This window comes from Alcaligenes sp. DN25 (assembly GCF_023674485.1).
GTDB classification, from domain to species: Bacteria; Pseudomonadota; Gammaproteobacteria; order Burkholderiales; family Burkholderiaceae_B; genus Alcaligenes; species Alcaligenes phenolicus.
The window spans coordinates 1,268,905-1,287,144 of sequence record NZ_CP098408.1 but is presented as its reverse complement, the minus strand read 5'-3'; the positions used below and the strand labels follow the sequence as shown (position 1 = coordinate 1,287,144).

The 18,240-nt window shown below is 55.1% G+C and carries 19 protein-coding genes; 6 read left to right on the top strand and 13 right to left on the bottom strand.

Going from position 1 to position 18,240, the window contains the following annotated elements; translation table 11 throughout:
* Positions 1–63: 63 nt before the first annotated feature.
* Entirely contained in the window at positions 64–597 is a 534-nt protein-coding gene (locus tag NBV64_RS05880; RefSeq protein ID WP_250756868.1) for an SEC-C metal-binding domain-containing protein, read from the bottom strand.
* A gap of 418 nt (positions 598–1,015) precedes the next feature.
* On the opposite strand from NBV64_RS05880, the gene NBV64_RS05875 reads away from it, so the two are divergent.
* The 3 genes from NBV64_RS05875 (at position 1,016) to NBV64_RS05865 (ending at position 3,520) form a co-directional block, all read left to right on the top strand.
* Positions 1,016–1,414 (top strand): hypothetical protein, encoded by a 399-nt coding sequence (locus tag NBV64_RS05875; protein ID WP_250756867.1) that lies wholly within the window; start codon positions 1,016–1,018, stop codon positions 1,412–1,414.
* Between the two features lie 645 nt (positions 1,415–2,059).
* Positions 2,060–2,422, top strand: coding sequence for a hypothetical protein (locus NBV64_RS05870; protein ID WP_250756866.1), 363 nt, complete (start codon positions 2,060–2,062; stop codon positions 2,420–2,422).
* Between the two features lie 72 nt (positions 2,423–2,494).
* On the top strand, positions 2,495–3,520 hold the full coding sequence (locus NBV64_RS05865) for a DUF3829 domain-containing protein (RefSeq protein ID WP_035270781.1): 1,026 nt from the start codon (positions 2,495–2,497) through the stop codon (positions 3,518–3,520).
* A gap of 131 nt (positions 3,521–3,651) precedes the next feature.
* Here the strand turns inward: NBV64_RS05865 and NBV64_RS05860 are convergent, their stop codons facing one another.
* Positions 3,652–4,617 carry a hypothetical protein gene (locus NBV64_RS05860; protein WP_250756865.1) on the bottom strand — a complete coding sequence of 322 codons (966 nt, stop codon included), beginning with the start codon at positions 4,615–4,617 and terminating at the stop codon, positions 3,652–3,654.
* Positions 4,618–4,757: 140 nt separating this feature from the next.
* Here NBV64_RS05860 and NBV64_RS05855 point away from each other — a divergent pair, with 140 nt between their 5' ends.
* Positions 4,758–5,900 carry a GNAT family N-acetyltransferase gene (locus NBV64_RS05855; RefSeq protein WP_250756864.1) on the top strand — a complete coding sequence of 381 codons (1,143 nt, stop codon included), beginning with the start codon at positions 4,758–4,760 and terminating at the stop codon, positions 5,898–5,900.
* A 3-nt stretch (positions 5,901–5,903) separates the two neighbouring features.
* Here the strand turns inward: NBV64_RS05855 and phaR are convergent, their stop codons facing one another.
* From phaR to NBV64_RS05830, 5 genes are all read right to left on the bottom strand, one after another.
* Positions 5,904–6,446, bottom strand: coding sequence for a polyhydroxyalkanoate synthesis repressor PhaR (gene phaR, locus NBV64_RS05850; protein WP_009457627.1), 543 nt, complete (start codon positions 6,444–6,446; stop codon positions 5,904–5,906).
* Positions 6,447–6,505: 59 nt separating this feature from the next.
* Positions 6,506–7,243: an acetoacetyl-CoA reductase gene (gene phbB, locus NBV64_RS05845; RefSeq protein ID WP_009457629.1), complete on the bottom strand. Its 738-nt coding sequence runs from the start codon at positions 7,241–7,243 to the stop codon at positions 6,506–6,508.
* Positions 7,244–7,367: 124 nt separating this feature from the next.
* Positions 7,368–8,999, bottom strand: coding sequence for a PHA/PHB synthase family protein (locus NBV64_RS05840; RefSeq protein ID WP_009457630.1), 1,632 nt, complete (start codon positions 8,997–8,999; stop codon positions 7,368–7,370).
* A 142-nt stretch (positions 9,000–9,141) separates the two neighbouring features.
* Positions 9,142–9,909 (bottom strand): peptidoglycan editing factor PgeF, encoded by a 768-nt coding sequence (pgeF, locus tag NBV64_RS05835; protein WP_250756863.1) that lies wholly within the window; start codon positions 9,907–9,909, stop codon positions 9,142–9,144.
* A complete protein-coding gene (locus tag NBV64_RS05830) occupies positions 9,891–10,856 on the bottom strand; it encodes an RluA family pseudouridine synthase (protein ID WP_026484310.1) in 966 nt (321 codons plus the stop codon). The genes pgeF and NBV64_RS05830 overlap by 19 nt, the downstream gene beginning before the upstream one ends.
* A 116-nt stretch (positions 10,857–10,972) precedes the next feature.
* Between NBV64_RS05830 and NBV64_RS05825 the strand changes: the two genes are divergently transcribed.
* A complete protein-coding gene (locus NBV64_RS05825) occupies positions 10,973–11,749 on the top strand; it encodes an outer membrane protein assembly factor BamD (RefSeq protein WP_035271413.1) in 777 nt (258 codons plus the stop codon).
* 253 nt (positions 11,750–12,002) lie between these two features.
* Here the strand turns inward: NBV64_RS05825 and NBV64_RS05820 are convergent, their stop codons facing one another.
* Genes NBV64_RS05820 through NBV64_RS05795 form a run of 6 tightly spaced genes read right to left on the bottom strand, consistent with a single transcriptional unit; the run spans position 12,003 to position 17,288 of the window.
* Entirely contained in the window at positions 12,003–12,683 is a 681-nt protein-coding gene (locus tag NBV64_RS05820) for a TetR/AcrR family transcriptional regulator (protein ID WP_250756862.1), read from the bottom strand.
* A 51-nt stretch (positions 12,684–12,734) separates the two neighbouring features.
* Positions 12,735–14,030 carry a TRAP transporter large permease gene (locus tag NBV64_RS05815; protein ID WP_250756861.1) on the bottom strand — a complete coding sequence of 432 codons (1,296 nt, stop codon included), beginning with the start codon at positions 14,028–14,030 and terminating at the stop codon, positions 12,735–12,737.
* Positions 14,031–14,032: 2 nt separating this feature from the next.
* Complete coding sequence (locus tag NBV64_RS05810; protein ID WP_009457636.1) at positions 14,033–14,539, bottom strand: TRAP transporter small permease; 507 nt, start codon at positions 14,537–14,539, stop codon at positions 14,033–14,035.
* Positions 14,540–14,559: 20 nt separating this feature from the next.
* Positions 14,560–15,552, bottom strand: a complete 993-nt coding sequence (gene dctP / locus NBV64_RS05805; RefSeq protein WP_250756860.1) for a TRAP transporter substrate-binding protein DctP — start codon at positions 15,550–15,552, stop codon at positions 14,560–14,562.
* 48 nt (positions 15,553–15,600) lie between these two features.
* Entirely contained in the window at positions 15,601–16,926 is a 1,326-nt protein-coding gene (locus NBV64_RS05800) for an NAD(P)/FAD-dependent oxidoreductase (protein WP_250756859.1), read from the bottom strand.
* On the bottom strand, positions 16,923–17,288 hold the full coding sequence (locus NBV64_RS05795; RefSeq protein WP_031233022.1) for a EutQ-related cupin domain-containing protein: 366 nt from the start codon (positions 17,286–17,288) through the stop codon (positions 16,923–16,925). The genes NBV64_RS05800 and NBV64_RS05795 overlap by 4 nt, the downstream gene beginning before the upstream one ends.
* Positions 17,289–17,646: 358 nt before the next feature.
* On the opposite strand from NBV64_RS05795, the gene NBV64_RS05790 reads away from it, so the two are divergent.
* On the top strand, positions 17,647–18,126 hold the full coding sequence (locus tag NBV64_RS05790; protein WP_009457651.1) for a hypothetical protein: 480 nt from the start codon (positions 17,647–17,649) through the stop codon (positions 18,124–18,126).
* The last annotated feature ends 114 nt before the right edge of the window (positions 18,127–18,240 follow it).

Here is an 18,240-nt window from a genome sequence, read left to right as displayed (position 1 = left end):
ATCTATTTCAGCATGCGCTGTGTAACCGCTTTGGTACTGTTCGGTCTTCTATTGAAGGATCCCCTACGTGCGATAGCCGCCTGTGCCGTAATCAGGGTTCTTCCTGTCATCCTGCAGATCCCTGAGCAAACGATCAGAGGGAGAAGGATCATCCCTGCCGCAGCAGTGTTTATACTTTTTCTCACTTCCGCAGGAGCATGGTTGGTTGCGACTAGGTCGTTCAGCATAGGGTTCGTCCCGCTCTACTAAAGATCGTTGAGCCGCCTCTACCCCACGTTGAACAGCTCTGGTTACTTGATCCTCATTAAGCGGCTCCTGCTGCTGCGTTGCAAATAGAAAGGCAATCACAGCCAGCAACATAGCGATAAAGCTGTACCACTGTTCCTTATTTTCAGGGAGCAATCGAAGAACCGCGTCGCCAAGACCTGGAACTTCAGCAATCTGTTGTAAGACCGTTTCGGACTGTGGTGGCTCTGACTGCGCTTGCTCCAGAATAGCGGCCAATCTTTGCATTGTTTCTCTAGAAGACCGAGGCCCTGAAAGCAAGGTTAAGGCTTTCCCCACCGTCGAATATTTTCCGTCTGGAATTGTGCCCATGCTGCCGCACCTAGGACATGGACCAGATCTATTTCCTGACAAATGGGCGATCGAGCTGCTCTCTACCACGATCCCCGATGGGAAAATCACTTGGCACATTGGATTATCACAAACGGCTGGAATATGCGGCATAGCCACCTCTACGAGAGTGAAAGCGTCCTCATAATGCCCTAGGTCCCTCGCTAACTCAATCCTTGAAATAAATACGTTACTTGGAGTATTTAGTCTCCAACGGCTGCTAAATTTAATTCATAGCCGCCCACACAAACTCCGCATACAAATCCCGGTCTAACTGTGAAAAGCAACATCGGCACTTGTTTTTTTTCAAGGTCCATATAGAATACCACCCATTGACTCAGTCATTGAATCAATCAAACACTGAATCAACGAATCGCTAATATTAACAGGGGGTAATCCTATGAAACTTCGTAGCCAAGATGAAGCACTCACTAAGGAGGTGGCAAGAGGCCTCCGCGCTGTCTACGCAGAAAATGCTTCTTCAGCTCTTCTTGCTGGGGTTGAAGAGATGGATGGCGACTTTTCCGTTCAAGATGACACGCCGTCGGTAAAAATTACGAAGGAAGATCTCCGTAAGGAGACTGGACGAAAGGTAATTCGAGACTCGCTCATAGATGAGTTGGCAGCTCATCTGAACCGTGAAGTGGGTGTCGCTGCTATGGTTCGAGACGGTGTGCTTTATGCGCGTGCTGTCCCTCATGTAGAGATGGAAGCAAACGCCATTTCGTTGACCCAACTCAAGATTCGCAAGACGGATGCTGTGCAATCCTTAAAAGAGGACGACGAAGAAGAGAAATAAAATGCGCACAACCCGCTCCAGGCGGGTTGTAACTTTTATGTAACTCTGTACTTTCTTTCTGCGTTCCGTATCGCGCCCCCGCAACCAAATTCATTTATCGGCTTCTTGCAGATAAATTTAAAAAAACCGGATTTATTCCGGTTTTTTTTATGCCTGTTATTTTTAAATAGTCCGGCTTCGTCAAAACAATAAACAAGGCGAACCCAAGACAAGCCCCCCCTTCCTGCAGTAACTCCCATCCCGCCAGTACGCACCCATCTACTTCAAGCACGAAATGTTCTTGACGACCGCAGTCTCACCGTGCGATAAACCTTCCCGTGCGGGTGATTAGCCAGCTTGAGCATGACCAGAACACAGAATAACAAGTCAGCTCCAGCCCCTCTAATCGCGCTTCAAATCCCGCCAATCAGCTTGTTTGTGCGTGAACACAGTGACGCCTCATGGGCGTGGTCTACGCTGCACGCTCACGCCTCACAGCCAAGCTGAGTTTCAAGAAAGACGAAATCCCTTACGAAAGCCAGGCCACCTCTTCTCCAGCGTTGGAGCCAAGTACGTGCCTGCGCGATCCCAGGATGAGTCGTACTTTTTGCAGTCACTCACACACAAGCAGAATCGGCTGGAGACAGCCGACTAAAGGATCAAGACATGAAACGAGTACCCGCAATCGCAGGGGCCGCTCTGGCCTTGCTGATGGTCAGCACCAGCACCTTTGCTGCCACCACCTATTTGACTTGCGAGTTTGCCGACCCGTCGGGCAAGCCCCAGGTTTTCAATTTCGCCCTGAATCAAGAGGCAGGAACATTTGGGGTCTACGTTCCTGCTTCGGGCAGCGAAAGAATGGAGCGAGGCACCTTTGCCGACAACAAGGCCAGCCTGAATGAAGGCGCAATTGCCTGGGAGATTGACTTGGCAAGCGGCACCATCATCCGCGATCGCCGCATGGTAGGCGAAAAAGACCAGGGCAGCTGCAGCGCCATTTCTGCCGAGCGCAGTGGCTTCGAGCAGTAACCCCCCTCCCCGAAAAGACCTGTCTCTGTCCCTTTCCCCAGGGGCAATGCAGCTTATCTCTACAGCGCGAAAATGAAGAAACTTACAAGTATTGTGATCCTGGGCGCGATCGGCATTGCCATCGGCGCCTACGCCAGCGGCCAATTCAACACCTGGCTGCCACAGGAAATGAAGGTCGGCACCTCTGGCAGTTCCCTTCTGGGCAATGGTGAAGTGAGCCTGCAAAAGCAGGATATGCAACTGGCCGAGAAACTGCAGCCAGTAATTGCCTGCCTGAATGACGTCGCCAGCCCCTTGAGCCAGCATGCCCAGAAATACATCAAGGAATATCAGAACCTTGTCGCTACCCCCGGCTCCACCCGCATTGCCGCCAGCTTCAAGATCAAGGTGTACGAGCAGAACAACTCCATCTCGCGCGAATGCATCACCCAAATGCGCAATGCCATCGCCATGCCGCCAGCAGACGCTGGACTGGACAAGCCTGGTCAAGTGTTTGCTGACACGCTGGAAAAGCTGATTCCCGTCATGAATGAAGCGGATCTCTATTACAGTCGCAAGGACAATATTGACGACCAGATGAAGAAAGGCCGCGAGCTGGACGAGCAGATCATGCCTCTGTTCATCAGCTTCTTTGATGCGGAAGACACGCTCAGACAAACAGTCTCGGAGCGCAATCACAGTCTGCGGGAAAAACAGCTGGTAGCGATTGAAGAGGCTTACGGCACCGAGAACTTTGCTTGGCACACGCTGAATGTCTCTCTGGCCGCCCGCCGCGCCGTTGATGCCATCAGCACGTTGGCAGAGTCCGAGCAGCTCACTGGCCAGTCCATCGAGAAAATCGAGCAAGCGTATCAAGCCGCCTTCGACAAGGCTGATGCCTTTGCCAAAGCACATCCCGACACCAAAACGCAGCTGGGCAACGCGCCCAAGTGGTTTGCCCTGTCCAGCAACTTCAATACCTTCCTGGTGGGCTTGAAGGATCTGCGCCGAGCCCTGGCATCGGACGCAAAGCAAGCCAATGTGGAGTACCAGCTCTCCAAGCTGGAGAACGACTACAACAGCATGATCAGAAACTACAACATGCTACCCGACGCCTGACGAAACCAGGCTAATGGCTGCGTTTTCCGTAAGCAGGAGAGCGCAGCCTGCGCACTGGCAATGGCAGACCCCAAGCAAGATGGGGTTGGTCCGGTATTACAGGGCCTCACGCCACCAGGGCCAAACGCTCATTAGCGCGCCGCGTCATCCTTGCGAAGATCGAAAAACCGCAAACCATCACGCAGACGATCACGCAGCCACACATAGACAGACGGGGCTTCTTGCCCTGTATTGAATCTGGCTTGCACCTTCATGCCAGACATCAATTTACGCACCTGATCCACAGACAAGCCAGACTCCAGACGTGCCGCTGGCCAAGGGGGATCCATTGTCATATTCAACGACAAGCGCCCCTGAGGCGCGGGTAGCTGAGCAATAAATGCCAGCAAGGCATCGCGGCTGTCCCGATCCGCCACCGAGTCAGGCATCAACTGCACGGAAGTGCGTGCGGCCAACAAGGCCTTCTCAATACCGGGGCGCGGGTCTTCGTACATGCTCATGTTCATCACCAACGCAGGCATGATCATGGACTGGATCAGATTCTGATTATCCAGGTACAGATTCAGACTTTTAAGCTCTGCCTGCTCAAGATCATCGGCACCCAAGGGGCGTCCTGCGGCCGACTCAATCCCGAATTGCGCCTGAGCACGAACCTCACGCAGGTACTGACTACGCAGTCGAGCCTGCTCCAAATTCAATTGTGCCGAGGCCGAGTCCCACTTGTACTTGAAAGTAAAATCCATAGGCTTGGCTTGCAGGCGCATTACGTAGTCCTGCCCTGGCAAACGTCCCGTCAGAACATAGATCCCGCTTACTTGTAGATCCATGGAGTCTGGAATAACTTGCCGCTCGGACAACGATGCCAAGCCCTCATCACGCAAGATCAGCTCATCAAAGGCCAGCAGCATTGACGAAAAACTGGCCGACCACTGTCCGTTCTGAACTAGACAAGCCCCCTCCTGATCCTGCATCTGCAGCTCGTCGCCGGATTGCGGCTGTAAAGCGACATAATTACGCAAATACTCACAGGCAGGACCCGCATGAGCCGAACCCGCCAGCACCATCCACGTCCCCAGCGCCAAGGCAATTTTCTTCATGAATTCCTCTTATTGGGCAAGCGCTGGCAACAATACCAATCAAGCCTTCCCTTTGCATGAAACGCTGGCTAGTATACAAAGCCGTCAGGGTCTATGCCCTAGCCCTGTTTCAAGTTGAGCTTACCGACATACTCCCTGCCATGGTCAGCACTGAACCGATCCAATTCTCACTTTGCACACAACTGAGTCAGCTCGACGCAGCACACTGGGACGCGCTCTCTGGCCATCACCTGTTGCTCAGTCATGCTTTTCTGACGTCATTGGACAAAGCTGGCTGCGCCATTCCACAAACAGGCTGGTCACCACATTACCTCTTGATGCATCGTGGACAGACGCTGTGTGGTGCCGTGCCCCTTTATCTGAAGCACCATTCGCGCGGTGAGTATGTGTTTGATCAGGGCTGGGCGCAGGCTTATCAACGCCATGGGCTGGACTATTACCCCAAGCTCCTGTGTGCCATCCCGTTTACACCCGTCAGCGGCCCTCGCCTGCTGGCCCACACCCAGGAGGATCGCGTACTGCTGGCCAGGCAACTGATCCAGCTGACGCGAAGTAATCAGCTGTCCTCTGTGCATGTCCTGTTCCCGAATCCAAAGGACAGGCAAGCTCTGGAGCAGGCGGGCTTCATGATTCGCCACGATGTGCAGTTTCACTGGCAAAACCAGAACTACGCCAGCTACGAGGACTTCCTGGCTTCCCTGACCCAGCAAAAGCGCAAAAAAATGCGACAGGACAGCCGCAAGGTTTACGAGCAGGGGCTGTCCTTTGAGCACAAACAGGGTCAGGAGATTAGCGAGCAGAACCTGGACTACTTTTACCAGTGCTATGCCAATACCTATCAGGAGCGCGGACAACGCCCTTATCTGAATCGGGATTTCTTTGCGCGCCTGCACGAACATCTACCCGACTCTCTGGTACTGATTCTGGCGCAGCAAGATGGGCAAGATGTAGCCTGCGCCCTGTCGCTGCGGGACGGGCATACACTTTATGGACGTTACTGGGGCTGTACTCGATACGTGCCAGGCCTGCATTTCGAGACCTGCTACAACCAGGCAATTCAGTTCTGCATTGCGCAGCAACTGCGTTTCTTTGAAGGCGGTGCTCAAGGGGAGCACAAGCTCTCGCGAGGTTTGCTGCCCACTCCCACCAGCTCGGCGCACTGGATTGCTGACCCCCGCTTTGCCCACGCCATTGGAGAGTTCCTGCATGAAGAAGCGGGCCATGTGGCCCGCTATCAGGAAGCACTAAACAGCCATACCCCGTTTAAAACGCTGGCAAGCTAAAAATCAGTCTTTCTTGTCTTTGCCTGGTGGCGCAAAGGGAAAGACCGAGAACATTTGCCGGGTCTGATCCTGCATTTGGTCCTGCATTTGCACGAACAGATTCTTGCTCTGATCGATATAGCTGTTCATGACGGTTTGCATCACAGGCGCCTGTATGCTCATGAATTGCGCCCAGGCTTCCGGGCCGAATTGCCCGCCGTAGACGCCCTTGGACTGCTCGGTCATGCGCTCCTGGATTTCCATGAAGGCCTGAATGTTCTTTTCCAGATACGAACCCATCACCCCCTGCATGGCATTGCCATAAAAGCGGATGATCTGCATCAGCACTGGAGTGGAGAACATGGGGATACCCCCGCTTTCTTCCTCAAGAATGATCTGCAACAGAATACTGCGCGTCAGGTCCTCGCCGCTTTTGGCATCGACGACCGCGAACTCCTCTCCTGACAGGACCAGTTGCTTGACATCGACCATAGTGATGTAAGCGCTGGCCTGCGTGTCGTACAAGCGACGATTGGGGTATTTCTTGATGAGTCGAGGGGATCCCATGCTGGTGCTTACTTCCTAATCAATAAATCAAAAACACGCGCTATGCACTGCAACAAGCCTTAGCTCATGTGCAAGCCACCGTTCAGGGAGAAATCCGCACCCGTGGCAAAGCCGGAATCACCCGAGGCCAGCCAGGCCACCATGGAGCCAATTTCATCCGGTGTACCCAAACGGCCCACTGGAATGGTCGCCACGATTTTCTCCAGAACGTCGGGGCGAATCGCACGCACCATGTCCGTACCAATATAACCGGGGGAAATAGTATTGACCGTCACCCCCTTATTGGCAACCTCCTGGGCAAGAGCCATGGTAAAGCCGTGGATCCCGGCTTTAGCCGTGGAGTAGTTGGTCTGGCCAAACTGCCCTTTCTGCCCGTTTACTGAACTGATGTTGATGATGCGGCCCCATTGGCGCTCTACCATGCCATCAATAACTTGTTTGGTCACGTTGAACAGGCTGTTCAGGTTGGTGTCGATTACCGCACGCCAGTCTTCCTGGCTCATTTTACGGAAGGTACCGTCGCGTGTAATCCCGGCATTATTGACCAGCACGTCCACACGACCAAAATCGGCAAAGACTTTTTTAAAGGTTTCAACGGTCGAGTCCCAGTCTGCTACGTTGCCCACCGAAGCATGAAATGTGTAGCCCAGCTCGGCCTGCTCACCCAACCATTTCTGAAAATCGCGATTGGGGCCGCAGCCTGCAATAACGGTAAAACCGTCTTTGGCCAGACGCTGACAAATGACTGTCCCTATCCCTCCCATACCACCAGTGACGTAAGCTACTTTGCTGCTCATATACTTCTCCTGAAAGGGGTGACAAAGCTCGATCCCTGGGCCGGCCCGGACAATGAAAAAGCCTGGCGTCGGGATAATGGAAGCAGGCAGACCGCCCGGCTCCCGAAACCTGAAAAATTGAAAATTAACTGGCGCGCACTTTCACATAACTGCCGGGCGCATCCTCCAGCACGGGATAACGCGCATGGCCCAGACGACGTTTTGCGCGACGCCGCGAACCCGACAAAGGTGCAAGCCACGCAATCCAATCGGACCACCAGCTACCAGGTACGGACTGAGCCCGCTCCATATACTGCTGGGCATCCAGCGTGGCGACTGGCTCGCCATCTTGCAGCACCCAGTAATTACGGCGCTGCTTGGCAGGTGGATTGATCACGCCTGCGATATGGCCCGAAGCTCCCAGCACAAAACGATGCTGAGCCGCAGGCAGTGCCTGCAAGGACGCATAGGCCGACTGCCAGGGCACGATATGGTCTTCTTTGGAGCCATACAGGTACACAGGCAAATCCAGTTGGCTCAGATCGGCGCGGTGCGCCCCCACGGGAACACCACCTTTTTGAACCAGACGATTTTCCAGATAGGTATTGCGCAAATACCAGGTAAAGAAAGGACCGGGCAAATGGGTGCCGTCGGAGTTCCAGTACAGCAAGTCAAAGGCAGGTGGTTTTTTACCCTGCAAGTAGTTACTGTTCACATAGTTCCAAACCAGCTCGGCGGGGCGCAGGAAAGAAAAGGTACTGGCCAGCTCACGGGCATTGAGCAATCCGCCCTGCCCCAACTGCCACTCCCGAAACGCAACCTGTGCTTCGTCGATAAAGACATTCAGCATGCCCACATCGGTGAAATCCAACATGGTGGTCAGCAAGGTCATGGAAACGGCCGGGTCCTGACCTTTATCGCGTGCCAGAGCCAAAGCGCTGGCCAGCAAGGTGCCACCGATACAAAAGCCCAGCGTATTGATTTTTTCCTGGCCCGACAGCTCCTGGCTGACACGAATCGCTTCCAGCACGCCCTGCTCCAGATAATCCTGCCAACTCAGTGCATGGATATGGGCCGCGTCATTCGGCTGGGGATTGCGCCAGGACATCAGGTACACCGTCAGCCCCTGATCCAGAGCGTGGCGTACAAAGGAATTCTCCGGCTGCAGGTCCAGAATGTAGAACTTGTTGATGCAGGGCGGCACGATCAGCAAGGGCACGGCATGGACCATGCTGGTAGTAGGTGCGTATTGAATCAGTTGAAAAATATCGTTCTGGAATACCACGGCACCGGGGGTAGCACCCACGTTTTTCCCCAGTTGAAACTGGCTTTCATCCGTTTGTGTCAGACGGCCTTTTTGCCAGTCGTCCATAAAATTGGACATTCCTTCCAGCACCGACTGGCCGCCCGTATCCATCATGGTTTGCAGGGCCTGGGGGTTGAGCATCAAATAGTTGCTGGGCGACATGGCCTCAGCCCACTGCATCATGGAAAAGCTCAGGCGCTCACGCTGCGGGGCTTCCAGCTCCATCGAGTCCAGCATCTCGTTCATGGCCTGAACGCTAAGCTGCCAGATATGGGCATTGAACAAGGCGGTGGGATTGCTCTGCCAGGCGGCATCCGCAAACCGGCGATCCTGGGGAGGTGGCAAGGCACCGCGCTGGGCCTGGTCCCACAACTCCTGCCACTGTTGCATATAACGAGCTTGCAGTTCAGCACAGCGGGTGGCATCGATCGGTTTGCCAAAACCTTGAAAAGCTCTGTTGTTACTCGACATCTGCCACCTGTAAACGAATTGCAAATACGCTTAGAGCATGACGTTCGTAACAAAAGCAGTCAATTGGGGTAATTAATTAGGCTGGCACGCCAATAGACGGAATTAAAGATTCCATATCGTATTTAATACGATCAAAAAACCGTTAAAGCAGGTTCAAGCGAGCAATGGTGGCCTGTCGGCCGGTCAAGGGCGAGCGGCGGTAGGAATAAAACAATCCATTCTCTTGAAACGTACACAAGCCACTTAAGTGCACGGTCATTTTTCCAGGGCTTAATTTTTCCAAACGGTGGCGGGCAATACCGGGCAAATCCGCCTGCCATTTTCCAGGACGCTTTCCCTGAATAAAAAAGGCGGCCAATTCCGGCTCATCCTGAACATAGGCATCAAAGACCTCCTGCCCGACTTCGAAGTGCTCCTGACTGATTGCCGGACCAATCCAGGCTTGCCAGGATTGCGCTTGAGGACAACGGGCGGCCATCGCCTGCCAGGTACGCTCCAGGACTCCGGCTTGCAGACCACGCCAACCGGCATGGGCCACACCCAATACCTGAGATTGCTCGTCCCAGATCACCACCGGCAGGCAATCGGCGGTCAGAATGGCCAGGGTACGATCCCGGCGTGTAGTGATGGCAGCATCAAACTCTCTGGGCACGGCAGGCAACACATCCTGATCTGCATCCAGCACATCTGTGCCGTGTACCTGTGCCAGCCAGACTGGCTCCGAAGCCAGGAAGTCCGCCAGCCGCTGGCGATTTACCTGCACCCGCTCCGGATCGTCGCCGGTATTCAGGCCCAGATTCAGGCTGTCACGCTCGTCCTGGCTGACGCCCCCAGCCCGAGTCGTACAGAAATAAAGCAGCCCCGCTTGTTCGGGGCCGCTAACACCAGGCATCAGCTTTGAGTGTGCCATTCAATCGCCTCTGCAACAGACTGATAGTCAGACGGTGGCTCCGCCGAGAAGCGACGGCGCTCGCCCGTATCGGGATCATCAAACTCCAGCACATGGGCATGCAGCATTTGGCGCTGCGCCCCCGCGACAACGCGGCCACCATATAAGGTATCGGCCAGCAGAGGATGCTTGATTGAGCTCAGGTGGACACGAATCTGGTGGGTACGCCCTGTCTCCAGTCGGCAAGCCACCTCGGTCACCGCTTCCTCGCCTGCATAACCCTGACGCAACATTTGATAATGCGTTACAGCATGCTTGGGAGCGACGGACGGCCCAGTACTCATGCGCACTGGCACGCGCAAATCGCGTCCAATCGGCTCATCGACCGAGCCCTGGCCCGGCAAGACGCCATGGACCAACGCCAGATACTGGCGTCCCATGCTACGCTCTTGCAGTTGTCGGACAAAGTGAGTTTGTGCGACTTCCGTGCGGGCCACGACCAGCAAGCCGGAAGTGTCTTTGTCCAACCGGTGTACAACACCGGCACGGGGTACCTGACGCAGATTGGGGAAGCGAAACAGCAAACCATTGAGCAAAGTGCCACGCCAGTTACCCGCGCCAGGATGCGTGACCAGACCCACTGGCTTGTTAACCACCAGCCAGGAGTCGCTTTGAGCCACAATCTCGAAGTCCACGTCATCGGGTTCGAAGGCCATGTCTTCTGGGGCCTGTTGCTCCCAGACCAGCACGGTATCACCGGGGTAAACCGTATGCTTGACCTTGACGGCCTGGCCGTTGACGAGAACATGCCCACTCTCGACCCAGGACTGTAGACGGCTGCGCGAATGCTGTGGCAGTAAACGCGCTAAAGTCTTGTCCAGACGATCGGGAGACGCAGTGATGGGAAGGATAAAACGCAGTGCGTCGGAAGAAACAACACTATCTTTTTCAGTATCTGTGTCAGGCATGGCGACAAATCATATAATTGAGCAGCAATGCTAACACCAAGGACGCTTTTGTGACTCGCCTGAACCTGAACTTGCCACGTATTCGTGGTACCAAGCTGGCCCACGTAGCCGCATTAATGCTGGCTGCCACTTTGCTTGCTGGCTGCGGCACTACCAAAAAAGAAGTTGACCCCACCTCGGGTTGGACCGCCGAGCGCCTGTATAAAGACGCCCGTGAAGAAATGTCCGCCGGCAACTGGAAAGACGCGCGTACCCGCCTGGAAGCCGTCGAGTCCCGCTACCCCTTTGGCACTTACGCACAGCAATCGCTGATCGACCAAGCCTATATCAACTGGAAAGACGAGGAGCCTGCCAAAGCCCTGGCCGCTATCGACCGCTTCCAGAAGCAGTACCCCAGCCACCCCGGTACCGACTACATGCTGTACCTGAAAGGGCTGATCTCCTTTACGCCTCCTAGCGCTGCCCTGTCCAACATTACCCAACAGGACCCCAGCGAGCGTGACCCCAAAGGTCTGCGTGAATCCTACGAAGCCTTTAACGATCTGCTGCAACGCTACCCCAATAGCCGTTACGCACCGGATGCCGCCAAGCGCTTGACCTGGCTGGTCAGCACCATCGCCCAGAACGAAGTACACGTAGCCGAGTACTACTACAAGCGTGGCGCTTACGTGGCTGCTGTGAACCGTGCGCAAACCGTGATTACGGACTTCAAGGGCGTGCCTATTGCTGAACGCGCGCTGTACTTGATGTACCTGTCCTACGACAAGATGGGTCAAACCGAGCTGCGTGACACCACCAAACGCGTGATGGATCAGAACTTCCCGGACTCCACCTACTTCAAGGACGGTCTGGATGCCAAGGTTAACTACTGGAACCCGATTAACTGGTTCTAAACCTTGAGGCAAAGCAGCATAAAACACAGGCTGCCTTTGTGAAGCGACAATAAAACGCCTCACAGAACGCAGTCAAAAAAAGGCCGAATCCCATACAGGATTCGGCCTTTTCAGTTTTCCGGCTTCAAGCTGATATTCCTTACCAGTCTGCTCTGCCCTGCTCATCAAAACAGTAACGACAAGTCAGGTAGCTCCTTAGCCTGCAGCCATCTAAACACACCCCGCCCCCACAGGCCCCAGAGCATCCTGAATATCACCCCACCTTCTTGGCATTGTCCTTTTGCACGCTATACATACGCTCTGCAAAAGCCTTGGCCTTGGCTGGGTCCAGGGGCTGGCCTCCCAGAATCTTCATAGTGTCGTCCAGATACACCATGCGGTCTTCCAGCTCTTCCTGCAGGCCAATCAGGTAATAGCCAATCTGACAAAAGTACGTCGTCCGGGCTCGGGTCTGGGCTTCAATCTCTTCCACACCCATGCGCTGAAAGAAATTGGCCAAGGCATTCATGCAGGCCTTGTCCGCCCGCTCGACGGCTTGACGCACTCGCTCGGAGCGCCTTGCCCAATCCCGCATGGCCATATCCAGGCCCGGCTCAAAACGGGACACGTCCAACCAGGTAGAGAACAGGGACAACATGCCATCTTGCAGATTGTCCACATTCTCCAGCGCCAACATGGTGGAGCGCATATTCTTTTGTTCCCAGAAACCGACCAGCCCATCCAGCAGATCGTCCCTGTCCTTGAAATGCCAATAAAAACTGCCTCGCGTGACGGCCATCACCTGCGCCAGACGAGTGATGCGCACCGCCTCCACGCCTTCCTGCATGAACAGGCGAATGGCCGCCTCCAGCCAATCCGCCCGCGTCAAATGCACATTGGGCTCGGTCAGTACGCCGGCCTGGGCCACACGTTCAATCAATTCCTTATCGCTCATATCGCCTGCTTGTAGAGTCGCTTTAGTCGCCAAAGTATACCGGCGCTCCTCTTATAACAGGCCCAGCATTCGTGGAAACGCCAAGGAAACAGCGGGCACGAAGGTGGTGATCAATTGAATCGGAATAGCCACAAACACGATCATGGCGATGGCCGGGCCAAAGGAACGATGTACCGTCACCTTGCTGATACGGCAGGACATGTACAGCACAGGTGCCATCGGCGGGCTGTTGGAACCCACAATCACCGCACACGCCACAATCGCGGCAAACTGTATCGGATTGACATCGGCCACGCCCACCAAAGGCAGCAGCAAGGGAGCCACCACCACGGTCAAGGACACATCGTCAATAATCATGCCCACCAGAATCAGGAACACATTGACCATCAAGAGAATGCCGATGGGGCTATCCACCAGACCCGTCACAAAGGCGGTCAGGTCCTGAGGCACGCCTTGCGCAACCAAAATACGGCCGATCAGAAAGGAGAACAGCAAGATCAGGATAACGGTGCCCGTAGTCTCTGCCGTGCGAACGAAGCTGTCACGCAGCTTGCCCAGGGTCAGTTCACGATACACAAAGCAGCCGATGCCAATCACCAGCACAACCGCCACCGCCGCAGCTTCCGTGGGTGTGAATACGCCCCCGTAAATACCACCCAGAATCAAGGTGGGAATACACAAGGCGGGCACGGCATAAAGCAAAGTCTTGAGGGAAGAACGACGGGATTTTTCATCAACAGCTTGTGCTGGCAGTTCCTTGAACCAGCGTCCAGCCACCACATAATTGAACAGCGTCAGCCCGACCATCAACAGAATCCCTGGCCCGATCGTGGCTGCAAAACACGCCACTACCGACTGCTGCGTCACCACCGCGAACAGAATCATGGTGATGGACGGCGGAATCAGAATCCCTAGCAAAGAGGAAATCCCCAGCAAGGCCGCCGAGTACTGACGCGGATAACCGCGCTGCTCCATGGGATCGACCAGAATGGTGCCAATGGACGCCACCGCCGCCGAGGCCGTACCCGAAATCGCCCCGAACACCCCGGAAGCCAGCACCATGCTGGCCCCCATGCCACCACGACGATTCTTGACCAGCATCTCGGCAAAGCCCACCAAACGGTGTGCAATCCCGCCTGCCTGCATCAAGTACCCCGCCATGATGAACAAAGGCAAAGCCAGCAGAACCAGGGAGTTCAAGGAACGGAAACCTTGCAACATCAAGGTGTTCAAGTTGACGTCATACACCAGCGTCAACATCAGCAGCGTGCCGGCAAAGGACCAGGCCACTGGCACCCCGACACCTAGCAGGAACAGGAGCAAGAGAACAGAAAATCCAGCATGCATAATCAATGGCCTCCATGGCGCAAGGCCATTAAAGACTGATAAACATCGCGCAAGGCATACATCAGGCTACCGGCGGCGTTCAGACCAATAGCGGCTTGCGGTACCCAGACAGGAATTCCCAGCTCGGCCATCGTGGTCGAGAACCGGGAACCCCACATGAACATGCGCAAGGTCCAATAGGCAAAAGCCACCACAATGATCAGCACCAGTACGGACACGATGAAACGATGGATAGCACGCGCCCGTGGGGTCTTCAAACGATGCGACAGGTAATCCACCACCAAATGCTGACGGGACTGGCTGGCGATCAAGGCCCCCGTCATGTACAGCCAGATCGCCGCCACCATCACAATGGTGTGCACACCGGCTGCCGGCCAATTCAGGTAATAACGTGCGGCCACCACATAGGCCAAACCTGCCGCCACCACAACGCTGGACGCAATGGCCAGCCATTCCAGAGCGATCAGGGTCGGCCCTCGCTTGATCAGAGGGTCCTCACTCACATTCATACTCCCTTGTTCCAAGGTGTTCACTTGAGAGCCGAGGCGTTTTTCTCGATATGGGCCATGATGCTGTCGCCCACTTCAGCGTGCATCGCAGGCCAGACCTTGGCACGCACATGGGTGCCCAAAGCAGCCAGTTGATCCTTGTCGAGCTCAAGGTAGGTTTTACCCAGCGCTTTCCACTTCTCCACAATGGCCGCGTCCGCTACCTGAGCCTTGGAAAACTGATCTTGCATGATGGTGATGGCCGAGGCCTGAATCACTTCCTGCTGCTCGGGCTTCAAGGCTTCCCAGGCTTCCAGGTTCATGGACAACACGCCGGTAATGAACTGCTGCTTGCTGCGCACGTAGTAATCCAGCGTGTCACGGAAATATTCGTAGTCGTAATAAATGACGTTGGCTGCATCGCCATCCACCACGCCGGTCTGAATTGACGTAAACACTTCGCCCCAGTCAATGGCTGCCGTCTGGTAACCCATGGCTTGCACGGACTGCTGCATCATGGAGATCGGGGGAACACGTACCTTGATGTTCCTGGCGTCCTCTACCGTCACCGCATGTTTGCCTTTGGTGGCGACGCCATTGAATCCTTCAGGCCAGGCACCGAAGAACTTCAAGCCGTTCTCTTTGTAGATACCGTCCAGCGTTTCATTCAACCAGCCACCGGGCTGGTACGCGGCCAAGGCTTCTTCCCAGGTGGTGAACATATAGGGTGTGTAGATCACCGCAATGCGCTTGTCGTAGGAAGTCATGGGCCAGTTCAGCATCAACTGCACATCACCGGCTACATGCTGGTCGAACACCTCTTCCTGACCACCCAACTGGTTTTGATAGAAAACGCGTGGCGACACCGCGCCTTGCGTACCCTCTTTGATCAGCGCAGCCCATTTCTCGATTGCATCACCGCTAGGCGAGCCTTGCGCGCCCGAGTCCGTTGCAATGCGCATGGTCTGTGCGGACACGGTGGCCGCGCTCAGGCTGAACATCACCGTCAGCAAGGTCTTGCTCAAAAGCTTCATAACTCCTCCTGGGTATGTCTTTTAAATTTATTGTTCAAACGTCGGCTATCAGGCTTCCGCCCGGTGCCGCCATAACTCCCAGCCCAAACGGGCCCGGACACCCACATCCAGAAACGGACGTGGCGGCAAGGCATCGGGTTGCCCCAAAGCCTGCATATCGGCAATCAAGGGATTGTCCACACCGCAAGCCAGATCGGCGACCAACATGCCGGAAATCGTGCCCTTGGTCAGACCCACCCCGTTCTGACACACCGCGGAATACACATGCGGTGCCACCTGCCCAAAGCCTGGGGAGCCATTACGGGACAAGCAGATAAAGCCGGTCCAGGTGTGCTCCATTTCCACGTTTTTCAGATTCGGGAAACGCTCGTCAAACAGGGTTTTGTGCTCAATGCGCACGCGGCGGCGGCTTTCATCATCACTGCGCAAATTGGGCGCGTAAGTCATGTGCTGGCGGATCAGAATGCGTTGGTCATTGGTGCGACGCATGGTGATGCCCACAAAGGCATTGGCGGGCGTCAAACCCCAGCTGGGCAAACCACCCAATTCGCGCTGCTCGCTTTCTGTCAGGCAGCGGGTCAGGCTGGCATGAGCCGCCATCGGCATCAGCTTGCCGCTGTAAAAACCGAACTGCTCGGCGAACACATTCACGGCCAGAATCATCTTGCCTGCACGAACCTTGCCACCGGGGGTTTCCAGCGTGACACCGTCGTCTTGCTGCAAGGACAGCACGGGCGTTTTTTCGTAGACGGTGACGTTGGAAGGCATATTGTCGGCCAGACCACGCGACAGACCCGCCGGGTTCAGCAACACCGTACCGGGGGTATAAATGCCTGTGCGGAAATGCGTGAACCCCAACTTGTCCTGCAAGGCTTTGCCGTCCAGCCATTCGTACGGCTCTTGCAAGGAATCCAGAACCTGACGCGTCGGCTTCAGTGTTTTCTCTACGCCCTCTTGCGAGACCGCAGCGTGGAACTTACCGATGGGACTCCAGTCGCATTCAATGCCGTAACGCTCTACCTGTGTTTTCAGATATGCAATCGCCGTACGTGCCAGGCGCAGATGCGAACGCGCGGCATCCAGCTCGCCCATCGAGCTACCCACGTTGTGGGGGCTATCAATGGCAAAGCCGGAGTTTCGACCTTGAGCACCCTCGCCCACCTGATCCGCTTCCAGTACCACGATGCTGTCACCGGGGCGGTTCTCTGCCAGACGACGGGCGGCGGCCAAACCGGCCAGACCACCACCGACAATCACCCAATCCGCCTGTATGTCTTTAGCCAGGGACGGTTTGGGGGTACGAGGAGTCAGCAGCCGACTCCACCCATTGGTCTTGTCGTTCTCCGGCAAGCGCGTGATTTTCCGGATGCTCATGCGGCCGTCCGTGCGCTAGCCCAGTTGCTGGGATGCAGACAGTAATGAATCAAGGCGGATTCTGTTTCGTAAATCAAGGGTGTGCCAGCAGGCAGCCAGATGCAATCCAGAGGCCCAGCCGTCAACACTCCTTGTGGGGTGTGAATGTTGATGCTGCCTTCAATCACCGTGACCACTTCGTCATACAGGACGGTCCATTCAATCCGTGCCTTGCTCAAGCGGGCATAACCGGCACTTAAAGGCGTACCGTCCTGTTCTCCCACGATCTCGGCCAGTTGTGCCATCTCGGGCTTTTCCTGTCGAGGCTGGAAGGCCAACTCATCAAAACGCATTACCCGCGGCATAGTCTTTTCTGTCGTCATTAGGATCACCAAACACAAGTGGATTTAGAACATACATAGTTGTATGCTGTGATGGTAATGAGCCAGATTTGGGGAGTCAATCTATTGGAGGATGGGGATTACCCTGCGTTCGGCAGTCAAGTGTTTTACATTTAAACAATGAAGCCGGCGTCACAAGCACCCTTCGGAATGATGTTTCTCATGGAGCGGCAAACCGTTTTTTTGACGGGCCTCGTGCTGAGGATCCTGGCTAAAATTACCCGGATGCAAAATCAGCAGAATGGATTGTTGATTTCTGAACAAGTGTGGACATGCACCACACTTTTCCTCGCCACCGTTTCCCCGTCCCCGGACGTGCCTCCTTCTTAAAGCAGACACCATGAATCACGAACAAGCAGAAAAACAGGTGCTGCAAGCCATTCCTGTCCTGGCAGCGAAGCAAAGCATTGACGAATGCATCACTCAACTGCAAGCCAGCGGCCTGTCAGAAGTCCGTGCGACCAAGCTTTGCGTAATGATTCCCGAAGCCTTCGGGCTGGCACTGGCCTGGCGTCTGGGTGCCAAGCTGCCTGATGAAGAGCAGATGTTTGATGTGCGCAATCGCGCAGGCGAAACGGTCCAAGTCTCCATGCTGGGCCAGCATGTATTTTCCATGGCGCTGGCCATGGCTGTCGCTGTACTCAAGCAGGGCTGGTATCCGCCTATCACTCGGGAAGCATTTGAGGCAGTCAGCAATCGCAGCGCCATCATGTCCGTGCTGCAGCAGATAGAGGGCAATCTGGAAGGTGCTGGCACGCCCGATCTGTTCTTGTGGGGCTTGGTGGCAGAGGACATCATCGCAGACGAGTCCTTGCCCTAGATTTATATAAAAAAGCCAGCCCGCGGTGGGCTGCACAGGGAGCGGCTGGCTTTATTTCCTCTGCTCCTCTGCCTCAAGCTTCTACAAGCGTGTAGTCCAAGCCAAGGCAAACGG